At 48.5% G+C, this 18855-nt stretch carries 17 protein-coding genes; 1 reads left to right on the top strand and 16 read right to left on the bottom strand.

Going from position 1 to position 18855, the window contains the following annotated elements:
* From PHW04_13835 to PHW04_13760, 16 genes are all read right to left on the bottom strand, one after another.
* On the bottom strand, window positions 1-1235 hold a 1235-nt coding region (locus PHW04_13835), incomplete at its 3' end, for a hypothetical protein (GenBank protein ID MDD2716966.1).
* Entirely contained in the window at window positions 1232-2137 is a 906-nt protein-coding gene (locus PHW04_13830; GenBank protein ID MDD2716965.1) for a carbamoyltransferase C-terminal domain-containing protein, read from the bottom strand. The genes PHW04_13835 and PHW04_13830, both read right to left, overlap by 4 nt.
* Before the next feature lie 46 nt (window positions 2138-2183).
* On the bottom strand, window positions 2184-3386 hold the full coding sequence (locus PHW04_13825; protein MDD2716964.1) for an acetate kinase: 1203 nt from the start codon (window positions 3384-3386) through the stop codon (window positions 2184-2186).
* A gap of 186 nt (window positions 3387-3572) precedes the next feature.
* Window positions 3573-4418 (bottom strand): HEAT repeat domain-containing protein, encoded by an 846-nt coding sequence (locus tag PHW04_13820; protein ID MDD2716963.1) that lies wholly within the window; start codon window positions 4416-4418, stop codon window positions 3573-3575.
* 13 nt (window positions 4419-4431) lie between these two features.
* Window positions 4432-6447: a HEAT repeat domain-containing protein gene (locus PHW04_13815; GenBank protein ID MDD2716962.1), complete on the bottom strand. Its 2016-nt coding sequence runs from the start codon at window positions 6445-6447 to the stop codon at window positions 4432-4434.
* A gap of 2 nt (window positions 6448-6449) precedes the next feature.
* Entirely contained in the window at window positions 6450-6977 is a 528-nt protein-coding gene (gene pyrR / locus PHW04_13810) for a bifunctional pyr operon transcriptional regulator/uracil phosphoribosyltransferase PyrR (GenBank protein MDD2716961.1), read from the bottom strand.
* The gene (locus PHW04_13805) at window positions 6977-8389 is read right to left on the bottom strand and encodes an AAA family ATPase (protein MDD2716960.1); all 1413 of its coding nucleotides are present in this window, start codon (window positions 8387-8389) and stop codon (window positions 6977-6979) included. The genes pyrR and PHW04_13805 overlap by 1 nt, the downstream gene beginning before the upstream one ends.
* A 10-nt stretch (window positions 8390-8399) precedes the next feature.
* The gene (purD, locus tag PHW04_13800) at window positions 8400-9659 is read right to left on the bottom strand and encodes a phosphoribosylamine--glycine ligase (GenBank protein ID MDD2716959.1); all 1260 of its coding nucleotides are present in this window, start codon (window positions 9657-9659) and stop codon (window positions 8400-8402) included.
* 382 nt (window positions 9660-10041) lie between these two features.
* Window positions 10042-13947: a protein kinase gene (locus PHW04_13795; GenBank protein MDD2716958.1), complete on the bottom strand. Its 3906-nt coding sequence runs from the start codon at window positions 13945-13947 to the stop codon at window positions 10042-10044.
* Window positions 13948-13952: 5 nt separating this feature from the next.
* Window positions 13953-14360: a hypothetical protein gene (locus PHW04_13790; GenBank protein MDD2716957.1), complete on the bottom strand. Its 408-nt coding sequence runs from the start codon at window positions 14358-14360 to the stop codon at window positions 13953-13955.
* A 120-nt stretch (window positions 14361-14480) separates the two neighbouring features.
* The gene (locus PHW04_13785; protein MDD2716956.1) at window positions 14481-14822 is read right to left on the bottom strand and encodes a carboxymuconolactone decarboxylase family protein; all 342 of its coding nucleotides are present in this window, start codon (window positions 14820-14822) and stop codon (window positions 14481-14483) included.
* Between the two features lie 83 nt (window positions 14823-14905).
* Window positions 14906-15682, bottom strand: coding sequence for a rubredoxin (locus PHW04_13780; GenBank protein MDD2716955.1), 777 nt, complete (start codon window positions 15680-15682; stop codon window positions 14906-14908).
* Between the two features lie 11 nt (window positions 15683-15693).
* Window positions 15694-16908 (bottom strand): FprA family A-type flavoprotein, encoded by a 1215-nt coding sequence (locus tag PHW04_13775; protein MDD2716954.1) that lies wholly within the window; start codon window positions 16906-16908, stop codon window positions 15694-15696.
* Between the two features lie 25 nt (window positions 16909-16933).
* Window positions 16934-17311, bottom strand: a complete 378-nt coding sequence (locus PHW04_13770; GenBank protein ID MDD2716953.1) for a desulfoferrodoxin — start codon at window positions 17309-17311, stop codon at window positions 16934-16936.
* Between the two features lie 11 nt (window positions 17312-17322).
* Window positions 17323-17580, bottom strand: coding sequence for a hypothetical protein (locus PHW04_13765; GenBank protein ID MDD2716952.1), 258 nt, complete (start codon window positions 17578-17580; stop codon window positions 17323-17325).
* 154 nt (window positions 17581-17734) lie between these two features.
* On the bottom strand, window positions 17735-18310 hold the full coding sequence (locus PHW04_13760) for a rubrerythrin family protein (protein ID MDD2716951.1): 576 nt from the start codon (window positions 18308-18310) through the stop codon (window positions 17735-17737).
* A gap of 244 nt (window positions 18311-18554) precedes the next feature.
* On the opposite strand from PHW04_13760, the gene PHW04_13755 reads away from it, so the two are divergent.
* Window positions 18555-18791, top strand: coding sequence for a DNA-directed RNA polymerase subunit omega (locus PHW04_13755; protein MDD2716950.1), 237 nt, complete (start codon window positions 18555-18557; stop codon window positions 18789-18791).
* Window positions 18792-18855: the final 64 nt, after the last annotated feature.

The following is an 18855-nucleotide window of genomic DNA, read 5'->3' as shown; positions in this document are numbered from 1 at the left end:
GGATCGAACATCAGATATTCGTTGGAAGGATTCGAATAGGTGTTCATTTGAGGAAACAGGCAGGCCATTTCAGCCTGACCGGCTGTCAGGGGTCCGACATATTTCTCCCGCTCAGTCCGGCTGGTGCTCGCTGCGCAAAGCTCGTTGTAGAAAACTTCATCGCTGCCAAACCATTCCTTTGAACCTGAAAAAGAAGTCACAGCATGGCTGATGTTCACGTTCAGCCAGCGCACCAGTCCCTTGGGCCTGGGTGCAGCCAGGATCATGTCCAGCACTCCGTAATCTGCGTAACCCTTGAAACGGCTCAGAATCTTGAGCTGATAGCCGCTCCATTGCGTGCCTAAGCCCGGAACCCATCTTTCAGCTCTGTCCAGCCCGCGATTCAGGTCCTTGAGCGTGCAGTAAAAACGTGCCCTGCTGATCATGTCGCTGTATCCCAGAGTGTCCCATTGATGGTCGACAGTAAATCCAGCTGGTGCTGGAAACGGTGTATATGGAGGATTGGTATAGTAGGAATTGTGGACATGCTGACTAGGAATCTTCATCGGTACATAAGCCCAGTATGGATAAGTATTGACTGAAGGAGCGTCAGTTTCATTCCAGTTTGTGTATTCATCGAATCCCATGCTGCGGTTGTTGACATCAAAATTGTAAGCGATTTTCACATTTCCACTGGCATCTGCGATCGACTTCCAGAACACCTGCCTCGGGGAATAGAAATAATTCGTCGAACTTTTCCATCCATAAGTAGCATCGAAGATATTGAAAGGGTAATTGAAACCCATGTTTTCGTATGCCAGCGGGTTATCCATTCTGATCAGCACAGGCTGGCCTGCGAAAAACTGGGGAACCTTGCCGTCGATCCGCTGATCTGAAACTCCGGTTAAGGAACCTGCTGCAGACATGTCATACCATTCGCTGCCTGTCTGCCGCAGCATGATCACCCTGCCGAACGGGATGTCACAGACATCGCCCGACAAGACGATTTCACCACTAGCGTTTGGAGGAGCAACATTAGCATATTTAGAGAGGTGCGGGTAAAAAAGGATTTCTCCGGTTTCAAGTTTATTATTGAAACCCGTACATCCGGATGATATACCAGTGTCTTTTTCGATATAACTCTCGGATGTGGTGAAATCATCTGCAATATGCCCGATTGGAATTTCGATCCGCCTGACATCTGCAAAGGACTGCCTGCTGAAGGTCAGAATCAGAATCATGAGCAGGATCTTCATATTTCCTTCTTCCAGATCAGGAAATCGTGCATCACCAGGCAATCGATCCCAGTATTCAAGAAACAGGCCAGGCTGTCCCGCGGGGTTTCCACGATCGGTTCGTCCGAGTGATTGAACGAGGTGTTAAGGAGCATCGGGATACCGGTGATCCTGCGGAATTCATCGATCAGGGAGTAGAACAAGGGGTTCTGGTCTTTTTCCACAGTCTGCAGCCTGGCAGTGCCGTCCACATGCACCACAGCAGGGATCAGGCTGCATTTATCAGGCAGGACGCCCGAAACAGTCATCATATATGGCGACGGACCGGGCGGATCGAAATAATTTGCCGCATATTCAGCCAGGCAGGAAGGAGCGAATGGCCTGAACCATTCCCTGTGTTTGACCCTCTGATTGAGCTTGTCTTTCATCTGAGGATCGCGCGGATCAGCCAGGATGCTGCGGTTTCCGAGTGCGCGGCTCCCGAACTCGGAACCACCCTGGAACCAGGCGACGATCTTTCCGTCAGCCAGAAGCCGGGCCGTTCTTGCGGGAATGTCCTGGAAGCGCGAGAAACAGATGCCTGAACTGGTGTTGACGAACCAGTTGCGCTGGTTTCTGTCTTCCCAGCGGATCGTTTCCCCTTCATGCACTCTGAATCTCCAGCAGGCTGAACGGTGCTGTCCCAGGTCGATGAAGGCCTTATATTCTCCGTTCGCATCATCGTAGGTCATCTCCTGTTCGGAAAATTGTGTTTCCTTCCATTCCAGAAGACTGTAAACGAGAACCACCTTATTCAATTCAGCCCGGTCACGCAGAAACCTGACTGCCAGCCTTCGATCCAGATAGGATTGTAAGGTTTCCAGGATTTCTTCGTCGCTGTAGGTGCATCCAAGATAAATATTTTTCAACTGGCTGGTATCCATCAGATCCTTGCGGTGCCTCTTCGTAAGGGCGAACGGCCGTTCACCCCTACATTTTATTTTCGACGATTCTCTTCGTGTCCCTTCCAATTACCAGTTCCTCGTTGGTGGGAATCGCATAAACACTGACCCTGGAATCCGGGGTTGAGAATTTTACGAATCCGCGGGCATTGTTTACTGTTTTATCAATTTTGAGCCCCAAGAACTCAAGGTTTTCACAGACCATCGCGCGGGTCACAGGACTGTTTTCTCCAACTCCAGCCGTGAAGACCACCACATCCAGTCCCCCCATGGCTGCGGCATAGGCACCGAGGTATTTTCTGATCCTGTAGCAGTATATTTTCATCGCCAGTGTGCAGTGAGGATCTTTCTCATCAGTCATCCTGGATTCGATTTCACGCATGTCGTTGGAAAGCATGGAAATACCCAGCATCCCGCTTTTCTTGTTCAGCAGATCGTCAAGTTCGGAAAGCCCCAGCTTCAGTTTGCGTCCCAGGTAAAATGGGATGGCCGGATCAATATCACCGCAACGGGTACCCATTACCAGTCCTTCCAGTGGAGTCAATCCCATACTGGTGTCCACTGACTTTCCGTGATCCACAGCTGTGATGCTGGCGCCGTTTCCCAGATGGATCGTGATGATCTTGAGATCATTGATGTTTTTTCCTTCTTTCTGGGCTGCCACGTTGGCCACATAGAAATGGCTGGTGCCGTGAAAACCGTATCGCCTGACTCCATATTTTTTATAGAATTCGTATGGAAGCCCATAAAGATAAGCGTAATCCGGCATAGTCTGATGAAAGGCAGTATCGAAAACTCCTACCTGTGGCTTGCCGGGCAGCAGTTCCTGCATGATCTTGACACCCATGATGTTTGGAGGGTTGTGCAGGGGAGCGAGTTCGATGCATTCCTCCATCTTTGAAATCACTTCCTGGTTGATCAGCACCGAATGGGCGAATTTTTCCGCGCCGTGTACAAGCCGATGTCCGACAGCCACAATCTCATCTTTATCCTTGATTACTCCGTAATCCTTGTGAGTGAGCTCTTTGATCATCTGCTCCACCGCGACTTTGTGGGACAGGACTGGAGCAACGTAATTCACTTTGGGATGCCCTTTGGGAGAATGATTGATGATGGCGTCATTTTTGCCCACACGTTCGATCAGTCCCTTGGCGATCACATCTTCTGTGTCCATTTCCAGAAGCTGGTACTTTACCGAGGAACTGCCGCAATTTAACACAAGTACTTTCACAAAACCCTCCGAAGTCATTTAGTAATAATAATACAGGTTTATAAGTTTATAAGATTTTAAGTTTTTAAGTTACGAAGCTATTTCTTTTAACTTACCATCTTACAAACTTACCATCTTACAAACTTACTCTCTTACCAACTTACAAACTTCTTTCATTAAAATACTCATGGCCTCATAGCAGCCACGCTATTTCCCTAATGGCAGCGTCGCTCCGCAGTTACCGCAGAAATGGTTGTTGTTTCGGTTGATTGCGCTGCAGCGCGGGCAATTGTGGCTTTCACCCCGCCGCAGATTGATGCCTGCCAGAGCCCACTGGGCGCTCTCCGCTACCCTCAGAGATTTGTCCTTCAGGCATTCTCTGAGGCATGGAACCGCCTGTTCATCGCCGATCCTGCCTAATACTTCAATGATTTTGAGCTTCAAGGCTTCGACTTCACCGGGGAGCTGTTCACACAGCACTTTACGGGTCTGAGGAGTGTTGATCTGACCAAGTGCGTAGACCACACTGTCCCTGATCCAGGTTTCCTTGGAAGCAAGCATGGTGATCAGCTCGTCCATGGCTTCGGTATGCCCGAATTTCCATAAAGCCTTGGCTGCGTTGACCCTCACGCGTACCTCATCATGATGCAGGAATGGTTTTAGTTTTTCAGAGACTGATTTATCACCGATCAATTCCACTGCTTCGATGGCATTGGCTACCACGCGATTGTCGTTGTCGTGAAAAAAAGGGATAATGAACGGCAGGAGTTTTTTATTGCCAAGCTTGCCCAGGGCTTTCAGCATGGCAGCTATCACATACTCATTCTTCTCGTTCTTCAGCGTTTCCAGAAGGGGTATCACAGCCTGGGAATTCTCGAGGGCAGTGATGGCAAGCACAGCATTCAACCGCAGCCACTCGTCGGTTTCAGACAGCATCTTGATCAGTGTTGCGAAATACTCCTGCCTCGGGTTGTTGGTGGCTTCATACAGCAGCTGGTATTTTTCCTGTTGAGTACCCTTGGACAGGTTTTTATCGAATTTCTCCCGCTCCATAAATGCATCCCCTTTATTCCTTAAGATTAATGTTTTTTTCTCTTGTTTTACCGCGGTCTTTCAGTTTTTTAATCTCGCGCAGCACTTTGGCTGACCAGTATTTCATGTCCTGATTGTTGCTCTGCAAAGCTTCTGCCAGTGCATCTTCAGCCGGCTCTCCGATCTTGATCAGAACCCGGGAGGCATTTTCCCTCATTTCGGCTCTGGTGCTGCCCAGGCAGTCAATCAGGTAAGGCACTGCTTTTTCTCCGCAGGCGGCAAGAATGCCTGCGCAGCGGTCAGCTTCCGGACCTTTTTCAGCAAGCCGGTCTATCAGCATGGTCACTGCCTGTTTGTCCCCGATCCCTCCAAGGGCCAGGATTGCCAGATTTTTAGCTTTAGGATCTCCGGCCTCGAGTATCGTGCGGATCTTCTCGATCGCCATCTCGCCCATATTGGTGAAAGATTTCGCGGTCCAGTAAGCTACATCCTCGTCGAGGTCGAACAGGAGTTTTGCCATCACATCCAGGGCCCGATTATCCTTGATTTTAGAGAGCGCAGTGATGGAGTATTTTCTCACCCATTCGTTGGGATCATTGAGAGAAGCATTGATCAGGTAAGGCAGGCAGCGTTCGTTTCCGATCAGGCTGAGTGTATAGGCCGCGAAATAGCGCAATTCGGAATCGCGGGAATTTGAAATTATCTCCAGGATCTGATCCAGCTCCTGAGGCCCGATCACTTCGATCACCTTTTTAGCCCAGAATCTGCGGTCTTCATTCTGGGACATGAGTGATTTCATTACAGGAATCAGGGAAACATCCCCCAGATCAATCAGAGATTCAGACACTTTGTTGCGGACAGTCCAGGATTCGTCCTGCAGCGCATTCACCAGGTTGATCACAACCCTGTCGTCCCGGATCTTGCCCAGGGCCTGAGCTGAATAGAAGCGCAGTTCCTTTTCGGGTGCGGTGAGCATCTTGAGCAGCGGTTCTATGGCGCGTTCGCCTACTTCACCTAAGATCGCTGCGACCCAGAATCTGACATTGTCCTCGCCGGAAGAAAGCGATTTCACCAGATCCTCAAGAGGCAGATCCTTGATCTGTGAAAGACCCATTGCAGCAGCTTTGCGCACCAGCCAGACCTTGTCGCTCAGAGCTCCGATCAGCGGTTTGACGGCCTTGGAATTGTTGGTTTTACCGAGAGCGTCTGCCGCCAGTATCCTGACTTCCCTGTCTTCGTGTTTCAGCAGGTTCACCAGCGGACCGATCCTGTATTCACCCATCCCGGAAAAAACCTTTTCCACAAAAGGCAGCATGTTTTCCTTTTCACTCTTTAAAAAAAATATCAGATACTCAATTACTTTGTCCCCCAGCTTGATCAGTGAATCGACTGTACTCTGCCGCACCATCCAATGCTCGTCTTTCAATAAATTCAGCAAAGCCTTGATGGCCCGGGGATTCTCCGATTCCCCGAGCGCCTCTGCTACCAGCATCCGGATGTTCTTGCTCTTAAAGCGGGAAAATGTGACCAGCACCTCGATTCCTTCATCCCCGAGCCTGCTCAATACCTTGGTGATCCAGAAAGCGGCATTGTAGCTCGCGCTCTTCAAGGCCTGGATCAGCGGTTCAATCACCTTGTTTCCCTGCATCACCAGAGAATTGACGGCACCGTTGCATACCCTCCAGTCCGGGTCATTCAAAAGCAGGATCAGGGTAGGTACGGCATCCCGATGAGAGGAATGGCCCAGGGCAACAGTGGCGTAACTCTTTAAAGTTTCATCGCGCACTTTGCACAGCTTGTACAAAGGCTTCATGGCATTATCGGTGCTGATCTTGGAAAGAGCCACCAGTGCCCAGAATCTCTGATCGTCATTCTGGGAATTGAGGGATTTGATCAGGTCAGGAATCACTTTATCGCCGTATTTGGAAAGCCGGTCAGCTGCATCCTTGCGGATCTGCCAGGAAACTGCTGCCAGTCGCTCGATCAGTTCCTGCTGGGGATTGGTTCCAGTCCCGTCGATAATGCCATTTTCGTTAAGATTGTTCTCCAATATCACCTCTTGATGGGTTCGACCCAGATACCTTCTTCTTTGTCGATCTCCGATATTTTGAAAATCAATTGCTCGTCACGAGTCAGGCGGAGCTTCCAGCCCACATAGTCGGCGTAGATAGGCAGTTCTCTGCGCTTCACGTCCACCAGGCAGGCGAATCTGATCCTGGCCGGGTGTCCAAGATCCTGGATAGCGTCGATTGCAGCGTGCGCAGTCTGTCCTGTGATCAGGACATCGTCCACCAGGACCAGTTCCCGGCCGCCGATGCCGAACGGGATTTCCACGTCATGAATGATCGGGCCGGTGGAAAGCAGGCTCAGGTCATTCTGATAAAGGGAAATGTTCAATTCTCCCAGCAGTATTTCGCAGCCCACGATTTTTTCCAGATTCCGCTTCAGCCTCTTGGCGAGTGGAAGGCCCCGTTCCTTGATCCCAATCAGTGCCAGCTTGTCGGGAAGCGTCTCTTCCAATATCTGATAGCCCATGCGCTGCAGGCAATATTCGATCTGTTCCTGGTTTTTGTAAAGCATCAGGCCTTTTCCTTCTTCCTGGAGCTTTTTTTCTTCTCTTTTTCTTTTTCCGGTTCCACGCCGTCTTTTTCGAGGCTCGGGGTCCCGCCGGCAACCACTTCGTATTTGATGATTTTCTGTTCCCTGCTTTCAGCATCCACGAAAGCCCTCATCTTGTCGCTTTTTTTGAATCTGCCTTCCAGAATGCCTTCTGCCAGAGGATTTTCCACCAGGTTTTTCACGGCTCTCTTCAAGGGTCTGGCTCCGTACTTGACATTGCTTCCCAACTCCACTATGAATTCCCTGACTTCAGTGCCCATGTCGATTTCGATGCCCAGTTTATTCAGCCTGATGAGGACCTCGCGCAATTGTATCTCCAGGATGTCAATCATATTGCTCTTGTCCAGAGCCTTGAAAGTGACAATCTCATCTACGCGGTTCAGAAATTCAGGTGGAAAAATCTTTTCCAATGCCCTTACTGTTTCCTTGACTCTGACCTGATGATCCTTTTTCATGGCATCCGAACCGAATCCGATCACCTTGTCCAGTTCCCTGAATTCTTCCACTCCCACATTGGTGGTGAGGATACTCACACAATCCTTGAACGAAATAAGTTCTCCCTGGCTGTCGGTCAGGATTCCATCGTCCATGATCTGGAGCAGAATATTGTGGACCTTCGGATGAGCCTTCTCGATTTCATCGAACAGCACCACAGCTTTGGGCTTGTTCTTGATGGCCTCGGTGAGAAAGCCGCCTTCCTTATGTCCGATGTATCCCGGAGGAGCACCGATCAGTTTGGCATATTCATGGCTCTGGGAATATTCGGAGCAGTCGACCCGGACCAGTTCCTTCTCGTCGCCGAAGAGAAATTCCGCCAGCACTTTGGCGAGCTCAGTCTTTCCCACGCCTGTCTGCCCTGCGAACATGAAGCTTCCAATCGGTTTATCCGGGTTGCGCAACCCTACGTGCGCCTTGCGGATGGCCTGAGATACCAGCCCTACGGCTTCATCCTGGCCGATGATCCGTTTCTTGAGATATTTCTCCATGTTGATGAAACGTTCAGAGACATCGATGCCGCCCTCCGGAAGGTTGTCAAGCAACGGGATGTTCTGATCCTCGTTGTCCTTCTTGATGGTGATGGTGACCTTCTTGATGTCCAGCTCCGGATTGACCTGGATGCATAGGTTGTAAAGCTCCTGCTCAGTGATTTCACCAAAGAGAGAGTAATTGTTATTTCCGAAGATCAGCGGTGCGATCTCGTCGAGATAATTAACGACCGCAGTGCTGATGATCAGCCTCTTGTATGATTTCTTGTCTGTGATCTTTATATTCTGGAAAATCTTCTGGACTTCCTCGTCGGTGAATCGTCTGATTTCGACGAAACGGTCCAGGGATTCGCAGAACTTCATATGGACTTCGCCTTTGCTGCTCATTTCCCCCCTCCTATATCCCGATGTCTTTGCGGTAATGAATACCGGAATAGCAGACCTTCTTGATTTCCTCGTAAACTTTTTTTCTGGCCTCCTCAATGCTCTTCCCGATCGAGGTGATATCGAACACGCGTCCGCCACCTGTGACCAGATTCCCGTTATGATTCTTAGTGCCGGCATGGAAGAGGTGCAGATCGGGAGAGCAGGACACCTTGTCAAGTCCGGTAATCACATGACCTGTACTGTATTTAAGAGGGTATCCTTCAGAAACACCGACCACGTTCAGGCAGGACCGCTTATCCCATTCAATCTTGAGTTTTTTTGTATCGTCATTGAGAATGCCGAGCACCACTTCCACCAGGTCCGCGTTAAGGCGTGGCAGCACAACCTGGGTCAGAGGGTCGTTGAAACGCAGATTGAATTCGGTAACCTTTGGGGTACCGTCTTCCGACAGGATCAGGCTCACAAACATCACTCCGCTGTATTCCATGCCTTCTTTCTTCATTGCTGTAATCACAGGTTTGAAGATCTCTTTCTCGATCTTCTTTTCCAGGGCAGCATCAACTTTGTTGGATGGGGAAAACGCTCCCATGCCTCCTGTATTCGGTCCCCGATTGCCGTCGTAAGCTCGCTTGTAATCCTCGCAGGTGGTAAAGCTGAGCACCTTGTTCTTGTGGATGAACAGAAAACAGGAGATTTCCTGGCCCATCAGATATTCTTCTAACACTACCGTCCGGCCGGCATCGCCGAAGATTCTGTCCTTGATCATCACATTGACGGCAAGTTTGGCAGTGATCTCGTCCTTGGCGATGATGATGCCCTTTCCTGCCGAAAGACCGTCTGCTCTAACAACAAGTGGAGCTCCCACTTTCTCTATGTATTTGAAAGCTTCCTGTTCATCAGAAAAAGCTCCGAATCTGGCGGTGGGGATGTCATATTTCATCATCAGCCTCTTGGCAAAGGCTTTTGATCCTTCAAGTCTGGCGACATTTTTAGTGGGGCCGAGAATCTTGAGCCCATGTTCGTGGAAGAGGTCTACAATCCCTTCGGTTAGGGAAACCTCGGGACCGACAAGAGTCAAGTCGATTTTTTTCTGTTCGGCAAACTTGAGCAGGCCGTTGATGTCTTCGGCCTTGATATCCACCAGTTCTGCCAGTTCAGCAATCCCCGAATTGCCCGTTGCACAGTAAATTTTCTTCACCAGAGGACTCCGGGAGACTTTCCAGACAATGGCATGTTCCCTGCCTCCCCTACCCAATACAAGTATTCTCATACTGATCCTCTCCTTTTTTTACCTGAAACAAAATTGCGAATTAGCGGTCGACCGCCTGATTCTTTCCTGATTATAAGAAAAATAGGAAAAAATGTAAATTAAATTACCAATACCTCTAAGGTTATTTTTTTTTCCACCGATACCATTCATGTCGAAAAATGAAATAGCGAGGTATTAATATGGTTTGTCCCCTCTGCCACAAAAAACTGGTAAGCGTACCTCAGAAAGAAACTAATATCCTGAAATGCCCTAATTGCGAATTCATTGTTTATTTCAGAGGAATAAAAGATTTCCCTGCGCCAAAATTAGACATCCATTAAGTTCCCACAAAAGTCGTTCCCCCCAACTTTTGCAGGGCTTCCTCTCCGAAGCTCTGTTTTTTTTATTTCCCGGAGAAGCTTAAAAGCTCTTTGATAATTTCCCTATCGGTTGAAAATCGTTTTTCCTTTTCCTTTTCCAGACACTTGAGAATCACAACCTCCAGTTTATCCGTCAACTCCGGGTTCAAACGCTTGGGAGAGACAGGCTTGAGATTGAGATGCTGATAAGCGATGTCACCCGAGGAAAATGGGGGTTGCCCGGTAACCATCTCGTAGAGGGTGCATCCGAATGAATAAATATCGGACCTTAGGTCCACTGATTCTCCTCTGATCTGCTCAGGGGACATATAGGACCTGGTTCCCATCACCACTCCGATCCGGGTCCGACTGATCTCCTCTTCGAATCTGGCCAGGCCGAAATCCAGCAGCTTGACTGCACCACCTTTTCCCAGAATGATGTTTTCAGGCTTGACGTCACGGTGCATAATCCCGTTTTCATGGGCATATTCAAGCCCTGCAAGTATCCCCAGCGCGATCCTGACAGCTTCAGCTTCCGGCAGATTATCCCTGGAGCAGATTTCCTCTTTAAGAGTCGAACCTTCCACGAATTCCATCACAAGATAGATCAGCCCGCTCGCTTCGACTTTCAGAACCTTCCGGATGTTTTCATGAGAAAGTTTTAATGTAGCTTCAGCTTCTCTCTGGAATCTGGATCTGATTTCTTCGTCATTGATGAATTCCGGCAGCAGAACTTTCAGAGCTACCTGACCGCCTCCAACGCTTTCCGATGCCAGATAGACTTCACTCAATCCACCCCTTCCCATTTTTTCAAGGGTCGGGTATTTTTCCCTCAGGATTTCTGCGATGTCCTTCCGGACTATGAATGTCCTGTTAATGTCAAGCTTACGATTGATCTGTTCGACCCGCTTCGCCACGTCCCTGAAGCTGAAATCCAGCAGGGCGGCTTCCTGGAAACTTTTCCTGGCTTCATCGAGCTGGTTGTAGCGTTCCAGGATCACTCCCTTTTTATAAAGAGTCCTTACCCTGTCCTTGGGAGTTGATTTTGCAGAAAGAACTTCGATTTCCCTGAGTTTTTCCAGGGCCAGGTCCCGGTAATTCTTTGCAAAATAAGCTTCGCAGAGAATCAGGTCTATCTCCAGACGGTAGTCAGGTCTCTCGTCAGAAGTAAGAGGCTGTACCAATTTGATGCAATCATCAAACATGCGTTTTTCAAGGTATTTTTTGCCGAGCTGGATCTGCACGAATTCCCGCTTCCCTTCCCGCTGAGGGAAAAGTTCGCGGTAGAACTTGCCTGGTTTGGCATCCACCTGATTGCCGAAGACGATGACAGGGATGAAATCCAGCGCGGTCCCGGCCAGAATGGCCTTGGCTTCGGCAATCTGCTTCTCCAGCAATCTCTCTCTGAGCTGTCCGGCTGCCTGCCTCAGGTCCTGGTTATGGGGTGCAGCATCCAGAGCCTGGTCATATAGTATCAGCCCTTGTTCCAGCATGCCTTCCCGGATCAGCAGATCCCCCTTGAGCCTGCAGATGCATGAAGACTCAGGCCAAATCTGGGTTGCCTTATCCAGAGCTTTTCTGGCGTTTTTCCGGTCTCCCTTCTCTGACAATAGCGATGCATAAGCTGCCTGGAGAATCGGATTCAGAGGATTGGAGGAAACGAGTGCTGCCAAATTTCTGCAGAAGGCATCATCGCTTTCACAGTATTTATTCCCCCTTAGAAACAGTGAAAGGCCCTTTTCAAGCCTGGGTCCATTCAGCAGGAGCGGTAGAATTCCTTCACGGTAATCCTGAAATTTGTTAAGTTCGAGTGACAGATTCAGGAATCTGTATTTGATGATGTTTTTACTGGAAGCCGCGAGGGCGAGACGCTTGAGCGAAGAATGCACGGCTTCCGCTTCAGGCTTTCCTCCTATCCGGTAGGCCTGGAGCAGATGGTGTGAGGATCTGGCCAGATCCCCTTTCAATTCATAGAGTCTGGCAAGTGTCTGATGATAATCACATCCCTTCCGCTCAGCTGGAAGGTACTTCATCCACATGCTGATCAGGGTTGTCAGATCAGAGTGTTCAGACATCGCCCTGGTCAGTAACAGGAGAGCGCGCTCGCTTACTGTCAGTTCCACCAGTTTTCTGATCCTTGGAATCGTTTCGCGATTTCCGATCAGTTCTTCAGCGCTCAGCGCGTCCAGGCAATCTTCGTTACGCTGTTGAGAAAACAGAAGATCTGCCAGCTTGAATCGAAGATCCTGATTTGACGGGTTGGCAGCGATCATTTCGCGTAATGTCTGTTCCTGATTTTTTCCGGTTTTCCCTGTCTTGGTGGATTTCGCCAGAAGTTCCTGCAGCTGCAAAGAAACTTTGCGGTATTCAGGTTCCTTGAAATACTGTTCGTGCCTCTTTTCCACTTCCTGGGCAAGGAAACCAAAATGATCGAGGACATATTTCAGACCTTCCACTGCCTGCCTGTATTTCTCCGCCCTGAAGCTGACTTCAGCAAGGTCTAAGTAAAATTCAGAATTCTTCGGATTCAAGGCCGACAGACTTGTCAAGTAGCTTGCAGCTTTTTTCCAGTTCTGCGAAGCCCTGGCACAGGTTTCGGCTTTTACCAAGATCTGCTGGTTTTCTCTGTCTCTGTCCAGAATGTAGTCAAAAGCTATTCCTGCCTTCTGATACTCGTGACCCAGAAAATAAACATTCCCGATCAATTCCCTGAATTTGAAGTCAGTCTCGAAAATATTCTGCTGTTCTTCCAGGAATCCGATCAAATTATGGAACTCGCTCTTGGATTTCCCCAGTATTTTGTAACATATGTCACCGGCTTCATCGAATTTTTTCAGTCTTACCTTCAGTCCGGCCAGTCGGATCAGGAGCCCGGTTTCGGCATTTGAGGAAGTCAGTCTCTCGATCACCAATTCAGCCTTGTCAAACAGCATGGCTTTTTCGCAGTAATAGGCGTATTTTTCCAGATCCTGCCTCGGCACTTCCTCATCAGGCAACGGGGTCAGCAGTTCAGACAACCGGTGGAAATCTCCTCTTTTGATGTAAACTTTTTCCAGTGCCAGCCGCACCCTGGGTTCGGCTGGGAACAGCTCTCCGGCCATTCTGAGATAAGCTTCGTAATCTTCAAAAGTCGGGAGAAATGCAAGTATCAGTGGCCTTCGGAATAGATAAAACAGGAAAGAGAAGATCAGGATCAGAAACAGAGTTTTCCAGACAAAGACAGGCACCAGCGGTTCTTCCACCAGCTTTTCCAGCTCCACTTTCCTGGTCTGTTTGGGTGCTATGGGGACAGGGCTCAGTTCAAGCGTGGGTTTGACCGGCAGCGGTATGATTGCGCGGGCTGATTTGTCTGTATTGTCGATTTTCAGCACTCTATCCGCAGTACTGAGCAGCAGGTCATGCTCACCGGTCTTACGATAGCATTCAAGCACTCTATGCAGCGTTTCAAGATCTTCAGGATGGCTGTTCAGTACTTTGCCATAAGCGTTCAAAGCCAGGGCATAATCGCCGGTCTCGAAATGAACATCTCCGATTTCTCTGAAAATATCTATTTTTTCCGGGAAAATCAGTGTGATTTTTGTAAGTTCATCAATGGATTCGGCCGGCCGGTGCAATTCACGCAGGGTCGCAGCGATCGCAAGACGCGGTTCCAGCCAGCGGTTGTTAAGGCGGATAGCTTCGTGCCATTCCTTGATCCCGCCTTCTGCATTTCCGGATATTTTCAGGGCATTACCAAGAAAAAAATGGGCGTCGCTCTGATCAGGGTTGATTTTCAGGGATTCCTGAAATTCTCCGATCGCTTCGCTATACTTGGTTTCATTAAGACGTGCAATGCCATTCTCGAAAAATGTTCTGGCCCGCTTGATTTCACCAGGCGTTAGAAAACCCTGCGCCAGAAAAAAGAGCAACAGGCAATAAACGGACAGGATAAGCCTTTTTCTTTGATGCATCCTGTTTAGATCACATCAAGGTAGACCTCTAGGTAGTCGGATCCCTTGAGTTTGAAACTTTTCATGATAACCTTGTCCATGTTTTTCTCTGAATAGTCCAGTGTAAAACGATTGCCCTTGACTTTGATGTCTGTAGGTATGTCAAATTTCATCACTTCCACCCCGTTATCAATCAGCTTGATAAACTTGTTGGTCAGTGAATTGCCTGGAACATAAGTTGTAGTGACGCTGTCGATATGCACCTTTTTCCTGTCTGCCGGATTCCGGCTGTTGCTCACTTCCACAGTCTTGCCCTTGATTTCCTGTGCCAGCAGGTCGATCGTTTCATATAGCGGGTCATCCATGAATTTTTCCACCCGCTCGCGCTGCAGGTCGCGGGTCTGTTCCACTCTTTTAGGGTCGATCCGTCTCATCGTTTACTCCAATGTCTTGTTTAGAATCTAAAGCGTGTTTAGATTATATCATTTCCGTCAGCCTGTTGTCCAAGAGGCACTTGAAAAATTCAAATTCGGCATAAAATGATCTTTGATTAGTTAAACAATCTTATCCCATAGATCAAGTGCACGTCTGAGATGGGGGATTGTAATTGAACCTCCGACAATCAATCCGATATTCAGAGCTTCCACTATTTCCTCACTGCTGATTCCGCTCTTGTGACACTGAATCATGTGATAGCTGATGCAATCGTCGCAGCGCAGAACAAGTGATGCAGTCAGACCCAGCAGTTCTTTGGTTTTACAGTCAAGTGCGCCGGCCTGATAGGCATTCCAGTCCAGGTTGTAAAAGCGTTTAATGCCTGTATTGGCATATTTCATCACTATTTCATTCAGCCTCTCGCGTTCCTTGTTGAAATCTGTTGCCTTGTTTTTTTTCATATTATCTCTCAGATAAAATCACCCATAAAAGTAAAGACATGCCATGGCATGTCTCTACAGATCGGTTTTCCTGAATCAGTGAATTACTCTGCAGCAAACTCGTTTTTCCCTACCCCGCAGACTGGGCAGACCCATGTCTCAGGGACATTTTCAAAGGCAGTTCCGGCCTTCACTCCATTCTCAGGATCCCCAGCAGCAGGGTCGTAAACATAACCGCAAACCTGGCAGACATACTTTTTCATCTTCGCATCCCCTTTCTGATTATTCTCGATTTTTACTTCTGGGATTGGTTCAAGTTTTTTTTCGGTATTTTCTACCTGATTCCTGATCTCAGACTTTCCTCCGGCTGGAGCCACAAATGTCGGTGCATTTTCAGGCGATCTGCCATTTTTCACCTGGTGATAATAGGCATAGGTCATTGGTATGCCTTTCTTTACTTCAGCACAAGCAAGTATATCAGCCACGAAAAGGGTATGAGTCCCCACATCCACAGTTTTGATCACCTGCGCCTCAAACCAGGCCAGGCTGTAATCGGTGACCAGCGGAACTCCGGTGAGGTTGCGGATAAATCTGATCCCCGCGAATTTATCAATCTCCCGGCCGGATTTGAAGCCGAAACTGCCGATGAATTTCATGGGTGTGTCCTGCTCAAGCACAGAGATTCCCAGCAAACCGCTCTGCATTACATATTCATGAGTGAGGTTCTTCTTATTAAGTGCTGTGACGATCCGCTGCGGTTCATTCGTGACCTGGTTCAGTACATTGGCGATCTGACCATTGATTTTTTCACCGCAGAGTGAATTTATTACATAGAGCCCGTAAGATATTGAACGAAAAGCATTGCCGTCAACATTCGACATTTCTAATCCTTTCAGGGGGAACATTTTTTCTGGAGCGCCAGAGCGATTTTGGAACCCAGTTCGCGGCAAAGGCGGAGTGCAGTCTGATCCGGGACATACTTCACTTTCAAGGGTTCCCCTGCCTGTTCAAGATTCATGCATTTCAGAAATTCAGAGAGCTGTCCTGCTGCTTCCCCTCCCCATCCGTAGGACCCGAAACTTGTGCCGACTTTGTTCTGCGGCTTCAAACCCTTTAAGTAAGTCATCACATCGGCCACTGAAGGGAAAATACCGTTGTTGATAGTGGGAGATCCTGCCAGCAGAGCTCCGGCTTCCAGCAGTTCTGCAGCTACACTGCTGCGGTGACAACTCTGAAGAGGCATCAGCTTTACCGAACAGCCACCTTCGATCAGGCCTTCAGAAATGGCTGAAGCCATGGAAGCAGTACTTCCCCACATCGTGTCATAGAAGATCACTGCTTTTCTGCTCGGCTTCTGCAAAGACCAGTTTCCCCAGAGTCCGATGATGTATGAAATGTCCTCGAGCCTCCTCCAGACAGGCCCGTGGTCAGGCGCAAGCATACTGATATGCAAACCAAGATTAGGCAGATCAGACACAAGCTTTTTCACCAGTCCTGAATAAGGCATCAGGATGTTGGCAAAGTATTTGGAAGCTTCATGGTAGAGAATGTCTTTCGGGAGTTCGTCGGCATAAAGTTCTGTGGAGCAAAGATGCATTCCAAAGCCATCCTGCGAAAAGAGAATCCCATCTCCGCTGAGGTAACTGACCATGCTGTCCGGCCAGTGCAGCATCCTGGTCTCCAGAAATGAGAACTCCTGATTGCCAAGGCAGAGTTTTTCGCCGTTTCGGACTGCCCTGATCTCTTCTTTGAGGTGAAAATGTTCTGAAAGCGCTTTGACTCCCAGCGCTGAAGCATAGACAGCTTCAGGTTTGACTGCCGCGATGGTCTGGGGCAGGGCTCCCGAATGATCCATTTCCGCATGATTGCTGATTATATACCTGATGTTCCCCGGGTCGGTAACAGATGTGATTCTGGCCATCATCTCAGGGAAAAACTGAGCTTTGACAGTATCGATCAGGATAGGCTTGTCACCCATCACAAGGTAAGCATTATAGGTAGTGCCGCGGTCTGTTTCGTAACCGTGGAAATTCCTCACCGCCCAGTCCCTGGCTCCAACCCAGTAGACACGTTCAGTGACTCTGATTGCCGAATATGCGCCGTTCATTCTTCCCCCATTCAGGCTCTCCAACTCAAGCATTTCTCCATAGTCCATGTACGTTGCAAAATTCCCTGACAGTCGCTGTCTTTGCTTCTGTGCAGAAAACTGCTTCAGGCTTGTCGCCTGGCTTGAGAAATTTCAGGTAGGAAACATTGTCTGCGAGCAGCTCTATCCACTCGATATAATGCTTTTCCTCCATCGGATGCATTGTGCTGCCGACCACCACTCTGAAACCAGTGGCAGTCTTCTCCACTACCGGTACATGCTTTTCCTTGCTGGAGTCAGCAGTCTTTTCCTCAAAAAATTTCATGGGCTGTCCGCAGCATGAAAGCACTCCTCCGCCTTCATGAACCACTTCCACAATGTTGCCGCATACTTCGCATTTGAAAATACCCAGTATCTTTGCCATTTTTCCTCCTGCTAATTTAGTGTGAGAGTTACCAGCTGGGCTTTGACATTGGGGAGAATATTGAGCTTCGCTTCAAGTTCAGCGAGCTTGTCATGCTCCCCCACCATTTCCAGCATCAGAAGTCCGGTGTCTGAACAGTGATCCAGAACTCCATCGTGGATGCCGAGCCTGGTCTTGATCATGCAGCCCCAGGCTGTGAGGACCTTCTGCACATTAATTGCAGTGTCTTTCCTTTTGCCAATCAGGATTAACAGTACATTTTTGCTCATAAGTCACCTTCAATGAATCTTTAATCATCCAAAGCGGTTGGTAAGTTAGTAGGTTTGTAGGTTGGTATGAAATTCTCTTCTCCAAACCTACTAACATACTAACCTACTGACCTACAAACTTCTTTCATTACCCAATCGGAATTTCTTTTGCGTCTTACCAGTTTTCACCGAGCAACTCGAAATAGTCCTGCGGATGGGCGCAAGCGGGGCATTTTTCCGGTGCCTCTTTTCCTTCGTGGAGATAACCGCAGTTAAGGCAGCGCCAGGTTACTTTCTGGTTTTTCTTGAAAACCCTTCCTTTTTCAAGATTTGCAGCAAGAGCGCGGTAGCGTTTTTCATGCTGGGTTTCGGCTACGGAAATCTTGTCCCAAAGTAACCCCATGTCCTTGAATCCCTCTTTACGGGCAGTTTTAGCGAATTCCGGATAAATCCGGGTCTGTTCCAGATGTTCACCTGCTGCAGCTGCTTTCAGATTTTCCAGGGTCGTCCCGATCACACCTGCCGGAAAACAGGCTGTGATTTCCACTTCTCCGCCTTCCAGAAAGCTGTAAAACCTCTTGGCATGTTCTTTTTCCTGCCCGGCAGTTTCCTCGAATATCGCTGCAATCTGCTGATAACCCTCTTTCCTTGCCGCACCTGCGAAGTAGGTATAGCGATTACGGGCCTGCGATTCCCCGGCAAAGGATAACAGCAGATTTTTTTCAGTCTTTGATCCCTTCAGTTTTCCCATTTTTCCTCCTGACAACTCTATTTTTTAACAAAATGCACAGCCTGCAACAACATTTTCCTATAGAACATCGAGTTTTGCAAGTGTTCAAGACATCTGATCCGGAAAAAGGAAAACTGAAAATTTACTCCTGCACTCTGAAAAAGGCTAAAAAAGGTCAGCTGGTCATAAATTCAGGCGGAAACTGTTGAAAATTGCTGACAATTCGCTTAGATTTATTAAGTTCGAACTTGACGGAGGGCGTGAAATGTTCAAGATTCCTTTTGAGTTGCAGAAGAAATATCCCAACAAATACTTCCTGACAACAGCCATCTTCAAGCGGGCATCAGTGATCCAGAAGGTTTACAATGTGCCGGCTCAGAAAGCCATCGACAACGCCATCAAGGAACTTCTCCAGGAAAAAATCCTGATCAAGCTTCTGACTCCCGAGGAATTCAAGATCAAGAGATCTGCGCTCATGGCATCCAGGCTCCAGCAGTCTTAGCCTCTCCTAAATGTCGGATTGAATTACACACGGATTTTATTTCAGGGTCCTTCAACAGCTGTGT

The organism is Candidatus Wallbacteria bacterium (assembly GCA_028687545.1).
Taxonomy (GTDB): Bacteria; Muiribacteriota; JAQTZZ01; order JAQTZZ01; family JAQTZZ01; genus JAQTZZ01.
Note: the sequence above shows the minus strand (reverse complement) of the source record. Positions and strands in the feature narration are given on the sequence as shown.

What these genes read in the sequence shown, in the direction of transcription:
- PHW04_13805 (MDD2716960.1), bottom strand. Translation starts at nt 8,389, where the DNA reads ATGAGCAGCAAAGGCGAAGTCCATATGAAGTTCTGCGAATCCCTGGAC.
- PHW04_13765 (MDD2716952.1), bottom strand. Translation starts at nt 17,580, where the DNA reads ATGAGCAAAAATGTACTGTTAATCCTGATTGGCAAAAGGAAAGACACT.
- PHW04_13755 (MDD2716950.1), top strand. Translation starts at nt 18,555, where the DNA reads ATGTTCAAGATTCCTTTTGAGTTGCAGAAGAAATATCCCAACAAATAC.
- PHW04_13795 (MDD2716958.1), bottom strand. Translation starts at nt 13,947, where the DNA reads ATGCATCAAAGAAAAAGGCTTATCCTGTCCGTTTATTGCCTGTTGCTC.
- PHW04_13775 (MDD2716954.1), bottom strand. Translation starts at nt 16,908, where the DNA reads ATGAACGGCGCATATTCGGCAATCAGAGTCACTGAACGTGTCTACTGG.
- PHW04_13760 (MDD2716951.1), bottom strand. Translation starts at nt 18,310, where the DNA reads ATGGGAAAACTGAAGGGATCAAAGACTGAAAAAAATCTGCTGTTATCC.
- PHW04_13770 (MDD2716953.1), bottom strand. Translation starts at nt 17,311, where the DNA reads ATGGCAAAGATACTGGGTATTTTCAAATGCGAAGTATGCGGCAACATT.
- PHW04_13785 (MDD2716956.1), bottom strand. Translation starts at nt 14,822, where the DNA reads ATGAAAAAAAACAAGGCAACAGATTTCAACAAGGAACGCGAGAGGCTG.
- PHW04_13790 (MDD2716957.1), bottom strand. Translation starts at nt 14,360, where the DNA reads ATGAGACGGATCGACCCTAAAAGAGTGGAACAGACCCGCGACCTGCAG.
- PHW04_13780 (MDD2716955.1), bottom strand. Translation starts at nt 15,682, where the DNA reads ATGTCGAATGTTGACGGCAATGCTTTTCGTTCAATATCTTACGGGCTC.
- PHW04_13830 (MDD2716965.1), bottom strand. Translation starts at nt 2,137, where the DNA reads ATGGATACCAGCCAGTTGAAAAATATTTATCTTGGATGCACCTACAGC.
- purD (MDD2716959.1), bottom strand. Translation starts at nt 9,659, where the DNA reads ATGAGAATACTTGTATTGGGTAGGGGAGGCAGGGAACATGCCATTGTC.
- PHW04_13820 (MDD2716963.1), bottom strand. Translation starts at nt 4,418, where the DNA reads ATGGAGCGGGAGAAATTCGATAAAAACCTGTCCAAGGGTACTCAACAG.
- pyrR (MDD2716961.1), bottom strand. Translation starts at nt 6,977, where the DNA reads ATGCTTTACAAAAACCAGGAACAGATCGAATATTGCCTGCAGCGCATG.